Consider the following 13657-nt stretch of genomic DNA (forward strand, 5'->3'; position numbering starts at 1 on the left):
TCTCAATTTTGATAAAATTAAAATAACTCGTTACAAGTGACTAATATAATCTTGTAATTTTTTTTCAAACTTTACCTTTAACCATTCTGGCTCTAATATTTTAATATTTGGGATCCAGTATTGGATTAAAGGTAAAATCTGTTTTTCACTCATTGCAGAACATGAAACTGTTAAATACTCACTATTTTCATCAACAATATACTGATTTGGTAACACATCCCTTCTCTTGAAGTAATCAGATATTGATGATGAAACCTGTACTCGAACATTAAAATTATTATGGCTAGTCCATGGGTCCTTACTTCCCATTAATATATTCAAAATATTATCATCTGGTGAAAATGTTACTTTTCTTACATCTAACCATTCAATTCTATTCAATGAAAATGACTTAAGCTTCCCCTCTTCCATTGCATTCAAATACCAAATCGTATTGTGACATACCAGTTTATAGGGATGTATTGTCCGATTTTTGTTTTTATAGAGAATATGACATTCTCTTTTATTATCAATTGCATACCTGATTTTTTCATAATGTTTTTTTAAGTAACTCTTAATCTTATGCTCAATACCATTAAATTTAATGAGAACACTTCTATTCTGAATAGTCTCAGGAATACTTTTCAGAAAAGATTGACTAAAATCAGGTAAATACTTATCTATGCCAAAAAAAGAAATCATTTTATAATATTCGACAACTGTCGAAAAACCGTACTTCGAATTCCCTTTATGCTCTAAAATTAAGCTTAATGAATTCAAATCTCGATAAATTGTCCGCTCGCTGACTTTAAAACGAGAAGCTAGCTCACATTTATCGACTTCACCATAAAGATAAGTTTCGAGAATAATTGTCGCTAATCTGGCTCCTTGATTTTTTTTATAGTCATCCATTTTATCACCAACTATGATTTAGGTTAAGATTGATTGCACAAAGAATATCAAACTCAGTGACAAATAGCGTCAGTACAAAACTTTTTATCGCATAAGATAATTCTTATTATGCGTTTCTCAATTTTTACCCCCTGTGATTTAAATTGACGATGAGATAAAAACACTTTTACTCAAAAATATTGTCATTTACTGCATGCGCTACAAAAATTAGCGCATTATATTTTTAAAAAAGACAATCTAAATAAGTCGTTTTTAGTGACATATAACATAACTCATCAAACGAGTCATAATCATCTATTTTGTAATATCTTTATTATTCAAATAAAGAAAATAGGTTAAGTTAACGATAGAAGTGAAATAAGTTCGATTTAAAAAGCAAATTAACGAACGTGTAGTAATGCACTGTAGATAAAATTTGGATGGTATTTATATTGAAATAATGCAAGAAAATAAGCAGAAAAATAGATTAAACAATTAAAAAAATCATCTAGTTAAGTGTTAGCGTTGACTAAAAGCTAACACTTAAACCTATCAATTAATATTTATTGCTGAGGAGTTTCATGTAAGTATACCCAAAGACAATGCTCTCCATCTACCTTAATACATACCGTGGAAGTTCGTAATAGCCATGAATCCGCTGTTTCATGTCGTTCTTGGTATTGTAGCCAACAATACTCCCCTGTATCTAAAATAGGTTTAATATCAGAAAGCGTGATCTTTAATGAAGGTCTTGTTCCCATATTATGATTAAATAAGGCGTTAATCTGTTCTAAACCGATGCGTTCTCCCTTTATTGTCACCATGGCAAAATTTTTATCAAAGCTAGCTAATAAAGGCCCTAATGCATTCTGATCTTTACCAGTAAATACATTTTCAATCGAAATATGCAGATCTATCACACTCTGCAATGCTTTTTCCATGTTCCCCATAATTTATCTCTCTTTTAATACTGCGACTAATGACAGTAAACCGATAATCGCTGCGGCCATAAAAGTATATTGATAGCGCAATAAGTCATTTTGGACGCTGACGACACTAAAAATAGACACCAACACGACCGTTCCTACACTGAACGCAACTTGGCGATTAATGTTCCATAACACACTACCTTGCAATAAATCCTTCCCTGTAAAATCAATTAATGCACTGATCTGAGCAGTATTAGTACACAGCCCTCCACCTGCTCCCATTAATAAATAAGCAACTATGAGTAAGGCCAAATCTGAGTAACTTGATACCCAAAACAGCAACATAATCCCTAAGCTATGAGTCGTAATTCCTACAAAAAATAGCGTTTTCTTACCAATCTGGTGATAGAGATAACCACCACTTAACATTGATAGCAAAGCCCCCGCGGCATATAACAGCATAAACATGCCCGTCTGAGCTGCGCTAAAATGTAAATTATTTTGTAAGTTAAAAATATTGAGTAAATTGACACCGGTAAATACACCAGGTACTGCGTAATAAACAATAAAAGCATTACGCAAATGACTATTTACGAGTAACTGAAAATTCAAAATAGGCGCCGAACATTTTTTGGCGTATTGAAGATATAAAACCAGAATAAAAGCAGAAAATAGAAAACTGCTCAGAGCTAGTACGGTACTGTGATAATCGTTATAAAAGGAAAAAGATAACAACAAGAACAGTAAACTAAAACTCACCATAATCAACCCTAATACATCAGGCTTTTCTCTTTGTTGCCGTCCATCATTTTTCACCCATGACCACGCTAAAATTGCCGCAAATAATGAAAAAGGCAGATTTGCGTAAAATACCCAGCGCCACGAGAATGAATCAATAATCATTCCCCCTACCGCCGGAGAAAATGCAGGTGCAATTAGGGCGACAACCATAATTAAGGTTGAAATACGATGGCGCTCTTTACCTGGAAATAGCTCAAAAACAAGCGCCTGTCCCACAGGGATCAGTAACCCACCAGCAACACCTTGAATAAAACGCCAAATGATCAAGCTATAAATTGAATGACTCAGTCCACACAATAAAACACTGACTGAGAATAACAGCATAGACAGACTGAGCAGCTTTTGGTTACCTAATTGTCCTGCTAGCCATAAACTCAATGGCATGATCAAGACTAAACCTAAGATATAACTATTAGCGACCCAAGCCACCATTGATTGGCTGGTAGAAAACGCTGAAGCAATATCAGGCAATGCAATCGCTGACATAAAAATATTAATACAGTCGATAAAGAAGCCAATTAAAAAAACAGTTGCGATTTTATATCGATAAGACATACCTACCTCCGGCGCACAAGAGTAGGTATTCCCCCTTTCTTTGTCGATATAAGAGGATTAAACTCATTGTTTAATAATGGCAAACAATCAGACTGATTATGCAAAAAAACCTTAAGCAAATAACCACTTTTCTACAAGTGGTTGATTCGGGATCTTTTACCAAAGCGGCTGATATTTTAGGCATGAGCCGCTCTATGGTCAGTATTGATATAAAACAATTAGAGATACGGTTGAATGTCAGCCTGCTCATACGTAATACACGTAATATTGCCCTCACCGAAGCAGGAAAACATTTTTATGATGACTTTAAACGTATCCAATTAGAGATAGAAGAAGCGTTTGAAAGAAGCCAAAATTTAGCAACCAATGTCACAGGCTTACTGCGTTTTTCATCCACTAATGAATTTGGACAACGTTATATTTTGCCATTACTCCCTGAATTTTGCCGTCTTTATCCTAAATTACGATTGCAATACAGTTTCAATTCTTCATTAGATGATTTAGTCACCGAAAAATTAGATCTTGCAATACGTTTAGGTAATTTAAAAAGCTCATCCCTAAAAATACGTAAAATTGGTGAATACCAAATCTCTATTGTGGCAGCCCCTGAATTATTAAAACACTATCCCGTTAAAGGGATTAACGATTTAGCACAAATTCCTTGGATAACCCATTCATTACTGAATTGGCAAGATACACAATACGTCCTAAAAAATACGCTAGGGGAAAAATACCCTCTTCCCATCATAAAAGGCCAATATGAATCGAATTCGGCAGCGGTGATCCACCAAATGGTACTGGCCTCTCTTGGGGTCGCTATCTGTCCTGATTGGCTCGTCAATGATGATATTCATGCAGGGCGTCTCATTCGTTTACTACCTGAGTTTTATCTACCTTCACAGAATATTCAGCTACTTTATCCCAATAGCACCACTCTACCTGCAAAAACTCGTGTATTTATTGATTACTTAGTTGGAAAATTTAGCCTATAAAAAAGCCGTGTCCTATCGCAACACGGCCTAAAAATAACATTTCTACGGTTAATAACGCTAAAAACGACTCAGCAATTAATAATGAAAGAGCTAGGCCAGACTATGTATGAATGAGCGTCATTAGCAATAGTGAAATATTAAAGTATGACGCATATATTAAAGGGTAATCCAAAACACCCCATTCGCTTTAATAGCCGTAAACTGCTGTAAGAATTCCTGCAAATTTTGTTCAGGCTGTAAAGTTGTAAAAGTTTGCGGATGCATAAACTTAGCCATAGCTTCAATAGCAAAAATATTCATTGGGTTATTATAGAAGTTATGATAAATCGCCATGACATGCTTCTCTTTCACTGCTGTCAGCGATGAAATTCCTTGGCGATCGACAAGCTTAGCCAATTGCTTTTTAGCCACCGTTGCATCTGCATCATAACCCAGTTTAACGGCCGTTGAGCGACGATTAAAATTCTGCCAATCTGCACCGGTTAATACATAAAATTCAGGGTTTAAGGTAATAATATTTTCAATTGAGCTTTCAGCACCTTTAGCCGGAAAACTGTCTTCCACTAAATTGTTACCACCCGCAAGACTTGCTAAAACCCCAAAACCTGAACGACCATAAAGTTGGCAACAACTATCGGCAAATAAGCCTGCATTAGCCTCAATTAATACCGACGGATACGGTTTTTTCAGCTGCCCTTCAATGGCGGCTAGTTTTTCTTGGTACAGTGTCGCAAAGCGGTTTGCACGTTCCTGAGTTCCTAATAATTCGCCTAATAACACAATACTTTTTGGCGTGTTATTGGCGATATCCATACGGAAGTCAATAAAAATAACCTTGATCCCTGCGGCTTCCAGTTGTGGCATAAATTGGCTATCGCGCATCGCTGCATAATTAGATTTATGCATTAATACCACTTCAGGCGCCAGCTCAAGTAATTTTTCAATTTGAATGCCCGTTTCGCGGGTTTTTCTTAAGGTTGGTATGTTAGCTAATTCAGGAACCGCAGAAAAATAAGCCTGTTTTAAATCAGGCGCGTACTGTTCTAACGAATCACTCCAGCCAACAATACGTGAGAAAGCGTCTTTTCCCCCCGCAATATCGACCGATAAAATATCTCGCCCATCGATCAAAAATAGTTTGTCGACGGGAAGATCGACACTCACTTTGCGGCCTTGCAAATCAGTCATCACAGTGGGCGTTTTAGCTGATGCAATCACACTGACTAAACATAGTAACCCAGTTAATAGCCATTTCATTCAATAACCTCATTGAGTCATAAAGATGAGCCATCAATAAGATGGCTCACAAGATATTCAACTTAAAACGTCACACTATAATTCAACGCAAAAGTTCTTCCTCTACCTTTATAGGTATACAGATCTGCTGCACCATAATTCGGACTATATAATTTTGGCGCACGTTGCCCCCAAATCGTGGTGTAATCTTCATCCAGTAAATTTTCTACCGCAAAACTGACTTTACCAACTGGCAATAAATAACTGCTTAAGAAATCCACGGTATTATAACCATCAAGCTTGTTACCATCCGCATCGGAAACATTAAAGGTTTGCTGGCTTTGTAAACGTAGAGACCAATCATTTGGCTCCCATCCCACATATGCAGTCACTTTTGATGGGCTAGCAAATTTAACGCTCCATTTCTCCCATTTACCATCCACTTTGGTTTCTGATTTTTGCAGATTAAAGTTACTACCAACACTCCAATCACTATCTTCAAAGAAATAATCAACAGCCCCTTCCACGCCATAAATACGACGTTTATCTGACTTCATATAGATAGTCATATCCGCGTTATTAATGTCATAACTTCTGTCTGACAATGAATAATAAGCGGCAATTTGTGTGCGTAAATTATCTCCAGTATAGCGCCACCCCAGTTCATAGGAGTCAACTTTAATACCTTTCACTTTAGTATCATTAATATTAACGCTATTTTCTAATGCAAGATGCCCATTAGCATCTGGGGTTGCTGCATATTTCCCTGTTCCATAATATTTGGCAATATCGGGAATTTCAAAACCTTGAGAGAAATTAAACCATGTTTGCTGGTTTTCAGTTAAATTCACCAATAAGCCTGCATTAAATAACAAGTTATTATAATCGGTATTCCCCCCCGGCACAGCATCGGCAGATTTAATTTTACCTTCTGCTATTTGCTGTTGTTGCGCATACCCAACAAAGTCATCCACTTTGTTTTCAGTATATTGATAGCGCACACCGCCGCTTAAAGTGAATATTGGATTAATATCGTAGCTACTTTGCAAGAAAGCGGCCATATTGGTTGTGGTATAACTTGGATAACGCCCAACTTGATAGGCTTTTTTCAAATCCATGCCACCCGATTCTTTCGCTTTATCTAAATTAAAGAACATTTGGTTGGCACGAAATTGTTCGTGCTCAGCGTCAGCACCATACGTCAGCGTCAAATGCTCAACCGGCTCGCTATTAAACGTCAGCTTAGTACCATAGAAATTGGTTTTTTGATCAGAGGCGCTAATACTGGTGACATCCTTTGCCTTATTTAGCGTAGGGAATGGATAGAATTTTTGTGACTCATCACGATAATAAACTTGGGCAACAAAATCTTGCCCCCAAAGGTCACCATTCGAATATTGTAAATTCAGCATGTGACGCTCAGTCCCAGGTAAGCGATCTGAATTTAATTTATCACTATTATGAGCCTCGCCTTGGCCTTTCACCGCCGCAAAATCTTTGCCTAAATAAAGCCCATGTTTACCATCGGACTCACTTTTATAATATTGAACCGTGGCTTGTAGCTGCTGATTATCATCAATATTAATAACCCCAGCGCCCATGACATCCAAGCGGTCAGAAAATTGTAGACCTGTTTGTGTATTATCAATATTAATTGCCTTACCTTTGCCATCATACCAACCACCATAACGTTGATAGGCAACGGATAAACGACCATGGGCGTTTTCATTCCCCCCACTCATGGCCGCGGCAATATTTTCATCATGATCTTTGCCATTACTAAAGCCGGTTTTTCCGCCAATTTGTAAGTCGACTTGTTTTTCTTCTTGGCCTTTTTTGGTGACAATATTAATTAATCCACCACTACTACCGCCACCATATAAAGAAGTGGCGCCAGAAATCACTTCAATATGGTTAATATTAAACGGGTCGATAGAATCTAATTGGCGGCTATCAATACGTGAAGAATTTAAACGGACCCCATCCACCATCACAATCATTGAGCGGCCACGCATATTCATACCGTAATTAGTACGCCCTTGACCGCTAACACTCATGCCGGGGATCAATTGTGACAGAATATCTTTTAACTCTTTACCTCCTTCTGCTTGCTGTTCTATTTCCGCATTATCGATAACCCAAGTAGTTTGAGCCATCTCCGACACACTTCGATAAGAACGCGTTGCCGAGACAGTCATTTCATCTTGTTTGTTTTCTGCTGCGAATGTTGCTGGTGCAATAAAAGAAGCAAAACATGGAGAGAGTATCCAAAGATGCCTAATTTTCATGTGCCTAAGATCCTAATAGGTTGTCGTGTTTTTTTACAGACCGCTGCCGATAACATTACGGCTTTTTATCCGGCTAAATTAGCGGATAATTTTAACTGATAATAAACATACTATTAAGAACTATTATCATTCTTGCGTCTTTTTTTAGACATCGCCGACGGAAAGAGGAGGGAAAAGCAGAATATTTATAAATCAGAAAAAGAAATGTTGGAGAAGGTCAGACAAAAAGCAGGATTATCGAATCTTGAATTGCCATTAATGGACACTTATAAATAAAGTGGCTAGAAAGCGTTGCTCTAATTAAAACGATATATAAAACAAATAGTAGGGTGTTTGCCTTTAATTAAACTAAAAACAAACACCACATTAACAAGGCTTTGATTTTGTACTACCCATGATATTTCAAGTGACAACGTTGCTGATTAGGTTCGCTCGTACTCGCCACAACATTTATCTGTGCCTAACGACTTACTCACTTATCAACTAACCTAAATTGAAATTATCTAGGGCATAAATTTAACTTATTTTTTTGACGCTAAGTAATCTTGTAACGTACCTTCAGGGTGCTTCTTACAGAATTCAACAATCTGTGGCGCTTCAGCAACGCTTTGCTCTGTTAACGCAACATAATCACCACCTTTAAATTGTGTATCCATATTGGTGATCCACAATGCAACAGGTGCCCAGCTTTGTGGGTTCAGGTTAATATATTCCTGACAAGTCATTTTTTCAGGCGTGACAATATTCGAGTCCGCAGCCATCGCATTAAAAGAGAATGCTGCCATTGCAGCTAAAACGCTAGAGATAACAATCTTTTTCATTATAAACCTCTTATGTGTATAAATAATGCATAACAATGTGGCTGTTTATTTTTATCACAAACTTATTAAAGTTTATATAATCTTATTAGGATAATAAGATTATAATAAAACAAAAACGACCATCCAATTAAGGCATTTTAATAAAAAAAATAAGTCATTATTAATGACAACTAATTAACAACATAACAAAAAATTTTTTGCTGTTAAAAAGCTGAAATAAAAATACATACTAAAGAGAGTATAAATTATTATTGTTTAATATTTTTAAACTAATTAAAGGTTGGTCAATATCATAAAATCAATTTATAAGAGAGCCTCAGTCATTATATGTAACTAAGCGACTAAAATGCTCAGATAGCTTGCTTAAAGAGCGGATGGAAGATACCGCCACTTCTTTATTTGGGTCTTTGCATAAATCAATTAATCTAACAACAGCTTCTTGCTGCTCTATTGTCGCTTTATAATCACCCAATGCAGAGATCGCTGCAATTTTGACATCATCGTTACCACGAAAGGTTAACTCGATGAGTGTATTTATAATTTGTTTTTCCATGGTTCAACTCGTTATAACAAGAAGAAATTAAGTATAATTAGTTATTTTAAATCAAATAACCCATTACATCTCACTTTATTATGAAACCAATTGAGTAGCTAATAATGCTTTTACACATTTATAGATTATTTTTGGCATATTACCAAAAAAACGTTTTATTTAGATTTTTATGATTATCACTCCTCTAATAAATTATTAAATACCATTAATAATAATATAATTCTATAGTTGATGAGCCATCAACGTTTGATCAGTTGGATTATAATCGAAGGCACTTTTATCTGTAATATAAGCTTATACAACAACTGAGCTATCCATCAATTTGAATTTTCATAGGACAATATCAATTGTGTTAGAGTGATGAACAAGTATCGAGCAGGCAACGAAGTAATTTTTACATCAAGACATCTTGAGATTAGAACGGTAAACTGAAAATGTTTGTCTTGATGTTCCAAAAAGATTAGCGAGCATAGTTCACTGAGGAAGACACTCATAATAGTATCACGATGGGATATAGCGGTTTCAAAATAAGAAAAGTACCATGAATATGATTGTCCAGAAGCGAAATAACCGAAGTGTTGTATTGGTGGATCAGTACGTAGCTGGACGAAGCCAATTCAAAAATGGCCTGGTTCTAATTAAGTTCATAACCAAGCCGCACAAGGACTCATAACTAAAAAGTCCAATTGAATGGGATCACTTCACTTTTTGGTTTCTTTACATATAAGAACCTAAAATAATGATAGGCGCGGAATAGTCGCCCCCTGATATGCCAGCATTACTAACTAATTTAGTTTGTAAAAAAACAGAGCCAACAGTTCCTTCCATTTTATAACTGCTATTATTACAGTTAGGTAGATTACCAAAACAAGCGTGTAATTTAATGTTAGGATCTAAAGATATAACTGCGCTGCCGTCAGTTCCCTCAGAATTGAGTATCGAAAGAGAAACGGTTGCAGTCTGGTCGCAGGTATAGTTAAAAGATAGGCTTCTAAGAGCACCATTTATATCATTGGCACCTAGAACTCCATAATCGATGGTGTCGGCCTCTGGGCTAATACTGCATACGGGAAGTGGTTCGGGGTCAGGGGTTAAAGAAGATGATGACCCATTTGTACACCGCTCGCCTACAGAGCTCGTAAAACAGAGCGAAACGCTATATTCAGTGACCTCATAATAGGGGGCAGCCTCCTGAGCATCTTCCTCTGTATAGTAACGGAAGCCAAATATCCCAGTATAGAATTCACCAGAAGCCCATGTCACGCCATAAGATCCTAGATCTTCACGGCATCGCGAAGACGTTCGCGTGTATTCTTGTTCCCACCCGGTAAAGGTACGCACGGATGCCCCACCTTGCATACCACGTGGGTAAGAACCACGATACGCTCCCTGGGGATGTCCAGGGAACACTATCAAACGAAATGTGCAATCCCCTGATGGAGCTGATGTTACGAAATCCCCAGGGAGAGCGACAGGAACTGATCTGAAGGAAACTTTCTGACAACGGATCCACGCAGAATTCTGAGTGACGGTGAACAGACCATTGGACGTCATATGGCAGCCATTGTTAGGAGGTTCAGCCCCTACCCACCCCTGGTATCCAATGGAACGGTAGACAGGCCCCTCTGGAGAGATTTTCCCCATCCATCCGACCATGTTACTAGCAAAAGCGGTACTTGTAGCAAAAAATATCATAGAAAAAACAATCAAATAATTCATACGAATCCTTTATTCTAAATAGTGACCCGTCCTAAATAAGGTTGACACTTTTCCAATCTAAAACTGGAGTGTTCTGCACAACAAAATTAGGACACTTTTCTGAAGGAGTTTTCGTACTCCACAGGCGATAAATAATTATTTGTCGTGTGTAATCGCGTTAAATTGTAATAACGAAGATAATCGAGTACGTCTTGTTTCATTTCTGACCGATTCGCATGTGGCTTTTTAAATAACCAATCATGTTTTAAGCTTCCAAAAAAACGCTCAACTACCGCATTATCCCAGCAAGCACCTATATCACCTTGGCTTGAACGCACATCATTTTTCAGTAACGCTTGATATTGCCCACTTGTATATTGGCTTCCTCGGTCACTGTGAAACACACAACCCTTTGAGGGCGAACGTAAGTTATAGGCCATCATTAACGCTTTGCTTATTAAGACAGTATCTATTTTGGATGACATATGCCAACGATCTCGGTTAACGCGTTATTTCATTCTCCGTAAACCACATTCCCAACCAATCAAACCCTTTTTCGATGCGACCCATTTGGGTTTTATCAGGATGACAGGTAAAATTATCCTGTGCTAAAGCATTTTGTAGTTCAGCTATCGCACGCCTTAAGGGCCAGCGCGTTGGCGATAGCAATAAAAAATCATCCATATAGCGTTCATAGAATATTCCTCGGCATTGGCTAAGTGCCGTATCTAAGGTAAATAAATAGCTCCCCCCAATTAATGGGCTAAGAGCACAACCTCGGCAAATGCCTTGTTCTGGCGAAAAAAACTCACCACCCTCTTCTACGCTGTAATAAATATATTGGTACAATAGGTTTAATAACGCAGGCGACGTTGTATAACCGTTTAGCCACTTCCATAAATGTTCTTTAGGAAAGTGCTCGTAATAGCCTTTAATATCGGTACGATAAACAAATTGATATTCCCCACCCGCTATCGCCTGTTGTGTCGCCAAAATGGATCCCTGTACACCACCATGACCTTTGAGGTGACGACAAGCTGAGTGTTTCGGTAATAATAGCGTTAAGCATAAAGCTAACCATTTAAGAACTAATGCATCCTCTGCACACCATTGTACTGTGCGCCGCCCATCCCAAGCCGTAATCACTTCCATTGGCTTTAAACAATACTGACCAGAACGAACTAAGTTCCAGAGCTTTTCCCCATCATCCAGCCAATTAAAACGTAAATGCCAAATGTCTGCGTTCGCAGGATAATGTTGTCGCCATTGGCAAAGCCAGTGATAGGCTAAAACCCAATTATGACGCCACTTATCATTCATACACCAAGGTATAAGTCAGCGTGGCATTAAACCAACCGGGCTTCAAAGTTTTATTTTCAATCGCTTGCGCATCGCCGATTAAATAGCTGCGCAATGTCACCGTCATATCGCCATCTTTAATCGGATAAACAGGTTCAACCTTGCTACCATTAATGGGTAGAGGTTTACCACTCATGGTTTCTAGACCAATCACCACACCAGACGCATCACTGCCAGCATCCACATTGAGCAAACCATCCGTTGTTGCATTACCAGTAAATTTGGCAGAGATACTATTACCTAATGAGGTATCACAATCTTTCAGATAAAATTCAATTTCTCTATCAATACGTAGTCCATTATAAAGATCCTTAGTATTGATATTCTGACCAAAATTCACCCAATCATTTTGCTCATCAGGCTCTACTGTGCAAGGCAAGGCAATTAAACTGCCGCTATATTCAATCGTATTACTGCTGTCGCCATAACTCACAGAAGATAACGCCGCCGTTAAAGCAAACAATAACGTGCTAATAACAGAATGTTTTTTCATTGTTATCTCCTTAAGGGTATAGCATTTGTACAGTGGCTGATGCTGTAAAAGGACCTTCCCGCAAAACCACAGATGGGTTAGGATCACGTACTGGCACTGCATATAACGGTAATGTGGCCGTACCATTACTTGACATTTTCATTGCTGAGCCTGTACCTGGGCCAATCACGGCACCGTTATGATATAAGCGAATACCTAAACCAGTAACATTAGTACGAAGTGCTTTATTGTCATAGGACGCAATCAACGGACTCATATACTGTAAAAACAACGGGACTTCATTGCCTAACTCAGGGCCACACGTCAGCGTTAACGTGAAATCTTGTTGGTAATTGACACCATCAATTTTAGTAATACCAACTTCGCCAAAATCGATTTTAATTGGTTGGTTTGGGCCATCAGGGCCAGCGACATCACAAGGCGGATTTTCAATTAAATTTCCTGAAAAATTAACTTCAACCGCCTGCGCGGTACTAAATGTCAATAATGCTACACCGCCAAGTAATCCTAATACCCTATTCTTAGAACTCTGAATGAACATTATTGATACTCCACGCTTAGTGTGCCAGTAGCCGTAAATTCACCACCACGAATTCCCCCTGCATCACTAGATACAGGAACCGCCATTAATGTTGGCTTTGTTTTATAATTAAAAGGAAACCAATCCGTTAATTTTAATTGTTGACCATTTGCCGTTATTTTAATCGCTAGGTTATTGTCAGTTGTTTTTAATTTCCCTGCTTCCTTAAAGGTACTATTTGGTACCGACTGAGCATCCGCACCTATAAATTGGATTTTTAACGCAGGGTTATCTGCCGCATCTTCACAATCTAATTGATATTCAATTGGTGTAGCGCCATATGCTATACCATCAATATTCCTAATCACTAAATCAGGGAAAGTCACCGTAATAGGGCCATTTTTTCCCCCATTGCCATAAATATCACAGGTTTTTTCAACAACAGTCATTTTCACTTCGATAGTAAAAATTTCAGCACTACTTTGCCCACCCGCCAGCAATAATCCCCCCGAGATCATTGCTGTAAGTAATGATTTCACTGG

At 37.8% G+C, this 13657-nt stretch carries 13 protein-coding genes and 1 pseudogene; 1 reads left to right on the forward strand and 13 read right to left on the reverse strand.

Translation table 11 applies throughout. The features are described from left to right. Window positions 1–30 precede the first annotated feature (30 nt). The 3 genes from ACWPW6_RS15130 to ACWPW6_RS15140 form a co-directional block, all read right to left on the reverse strand. Window positions 31–891 (reverse strand): helix-turn-helix transcriptional regulator, encoded by an 861-nt coding sequence (locus ACWPW6_RS15130; RefSeq protein ID WP_249999278.1) that lies wholly within the window; start codon window positions 889–891, stop codon window positions 31–33. A 542-nt stretch (window positions 892–1433) separates the two neighbouring features. Next, window positions 1434–1820: a hypothetical protein gene (locus ACWPW6_RS15135; protein ID WP_247047760.1), complete on the reverse strand. Its 387-nt coding sequence runs from the start codon at window positions 1818–1820 to the stop codon at window positions 1434–1436. A gap of 3 nt (window positions 1821–1823) precedes the next feature. Further along, entirely contained in the window at window positions 1824–3155 is a 1332-nt protein-coding gene (locus tag ACWPW6_RS15140; RefSeq protein ID WP_249999282.1) for an MFS transporter, read from the reverse strand. 98 nt (window positions 3156–3253) lie between these two features. Between ACWPW6_RS15140 and ACWPW6_RS15145 the strand changes: the two genes are divergently transcribed. Further along, window positions 3254–4147, forward strand: coding sequence for a LysR family transcriptional regulator (locus tag ACWPW6_RS15145; RefSeq protein WP_196713594.1), 894 nt, complete (start codon window positions 3254–3256; stop codon window positions 4145–4147). Between the two features lie 156 nt (window positions 4148–4303). Here the strand turns inward: ACWPW6_RS15145 and ACWPW6_RS15150 are convergent, their stop codons facing one another. The 10 genes and pseudogenes from ACWPW6_RS15150 to ACWPW6_RS15195 all read right to left on the reverse strand — a co-directional run bounded on the left by ACWPW6_RS15150 (window position 4304) and on the right by ACWPW6_RS15195 (window position 13654). Next, complete coding sequence (locus ACWPW6_RS15150) at window positions 4304–5404, reverse strand: ABC transporter substrate-binding protein (RefSeq protein ID WP_154623510.1); 1101 nt, start codon at window positions 5402–5404, stop codon at window positions 4304–4306. Between the two features lie 62 nt (window positions 5405–5466). Next, window positions 5467–7671: a TonB-dependent siderophore receptor gene (locus ACWPW6_RS15155; RefSeq protein ID WP_249999283.1), complete on the reverse strand. Its 2205-nt coding sequence runs from the start codon at window positions 7669–7671 to the stop codon at window positions 5467–5469. A gap of 521 nt (window positions 7672–8192) precedes the next feature. After that, complete coding sequence (locus tag ACWPW6_RS15160; RefSeq protein WP_014657621.1) at window positions 8193–8492, reverse strand: HdeA/HdeB family chaperone; 300 nt, start codon at window positions 8490–8492, stop codon at window positions 8193–8195. A gap of 316 nt (window positions 8493–8808) precedes the next feature. Next, entirely contained in the window at window positions 8809–9045 is a 237-nt protein-coding gene (locus tag ACWPW6_RS15165) for a HEAT repeat domain-containing protein (RefSeq protein WP_249999285.1), read from the reverse strand. 717 nt (window positions 9046–9762) lie between these two features. Continuing rightward, the gene (locus tag ACWPW6_RS15170) at window positions 9763–10764 is read right to left on the reverse strand and encodes a hypothetical protein (RefSeq protein ID WP_308227123.1); all 1002 of its coding nucleotides are present in this window, start codon (window positions 10762–10764) and stop codon (window positions 9763–9765) included. A gap of 86 nt (window positions 10765–10850) precedes the next feature. After that, a pseudogene (locus tag ACWPW6_RS15175) lies at window positions 10851–11234 on the reverse strand (IS3 family transposase); the annotation flags it as partial. 10 nt (window positions 11235–11244) lie between these two features. After that, window positions 11245–12063: a reverse transcriptase domain-containing protein gene (locus tag ACWPW6_RS15180; protein ID WP_249999289.1), complete on the reverse strand. Its 819-nt coding sequence runs from the start codon at window positions 12061–12063 to the stop codon at window positions 11245–11247. Next, complete coding sequence (locus ACWPW6_RS15185; RefSeq protein WP_249999291.1) at window positions 12056–12595, reverse strand: fimbrial protein; 540 nt, start codon at window positions 12593–12595, stop codon at window positions 12056–12058. The genes ACWPW6_RS15180 and ACWPW6_RS15185 overlap by 8 nt, the downstream gene beginning before the upstream one ends. Before the next feature lie 10 nt (window positions 12596–12605). After that, a complete protein-coding gene (locus ACWPW6_RS15190) occupies window positions 12606–13136 on the reverse strand; it encodes a fimbrial protein (RefSeq protein WP_249999293.1) in 531 nt (176 codons plus the stop codon). Continuing rightward, window positions 13136–13654: a fimbrial protein gene (locus ACWPW6_RS15195; RefSeq protein WP_249999295.1), complete on the reverse strand. Its 519-nt coding sequence runs from the start codon at window positions 13652–13654 to the stop codon at window positions 13136–13138. Before ACWPW6_RS15195 ends, ACWPW6_RS15190 begins: the two co-directional genes overlap by 1 nt. Between the last annotated feature and the right edge of the window lie 3 nt (window positions 13655–13657).

The sequence above is a fragment of the Providencia sp. Marseille-Q8014 genome (genome assembly GCF_965112055.1).

Excerpts from the sequence above, each read along its gene's own strand:
- ACWPW6_RS15190 (WP_249999293.1), bottom strand. The coding sequence starts at position 13,136 with ATGTTCATTCAGAGTTCTAAGAATAGGGTATTAGGATTACTTGGCGGT.
- ACWPW6_RS15135 (WP_247047760.1), bottom strand. The coding sequence starts at position 1,820 with ATGGGGAACATGGAAAAAGCATTGCAGAGTGTGATAGATCTGCATATT.
- ACWPW6_RS15165 (WP_249999285.1), bottom strand. The coding sequence starts at position 9,045 with ATGGAAAAACAAATTATAAATACACTCATCGAGTTAACCTTTCGTGGT.
- ACWPW6_RS15185 (WP_249999291.1), bottom strand. The coding sequence starts at position 12,595 with ATGAAAAAACATTCTGTTATTAGCACGTTATTGTTTGCTTTAACGGCG.
- ACWPW6_RS15180 (WP_249999289.1), bottom strand. The coding sequence starts at position 12,063 with ATGAATGATAAGTGGCGTCATAATTGGGTTTTAGCCTATCACTGGCTT.
- ACWPW6_RS15145 (WP_196713594.1), top strand. The coding sequence starts at position 3,254 with ATGCAAAAAAACCTTAAGCAAATAACCACTTTTCTACAAGTGGTTGAT.
- ACWPW6_RS15130 (WP_249999278.1), bottom strand. The coding sequence starts at position 891 with ATGGATGACTATAAAAAAAATCAAGGAGCCAGATTAGCGACAATTATT.
- ACWPW6_RS15170 (WP_308227123.1), bottom strand. The coding sequence starts at position 10,764 with ATGAATTATTTGATTGTTTTTTCTATGATATTTTTTGCTACAAGTACC.
- ACWPW6_RS15160 (WP_014657621.1), bottom strand. The coding sequence starts at position 8,492 with ATGAAAAAGATTGTTATCTCTAGCGTTTTAGCTGCAATGGCAGCATTC.
- ACWPW6_RS15155 (WP_249999283.1), bottom strand. The coding sequence starts at position 7,671 with ATGAAAATTAGGCATCTTTGGATACTCTCTCCATGTTTTGCTTCTTTT.
- ACWPW6_RS15140 (WP_249999282.1), bottom strand. The coding sequence starts at position 3,155 with ATGTCTTATCGATATAAAATCGCAACTGTTTTTTTAATTGGCTTCTTT.
- ACWPW6_RS15150 (WP_154623510.1), bottom strand. The coding sequence starts at position 5,404 with ATGAAATGGCTATTAACTGGGTTACTATGTTTAGTCAGTGTGATTGCA.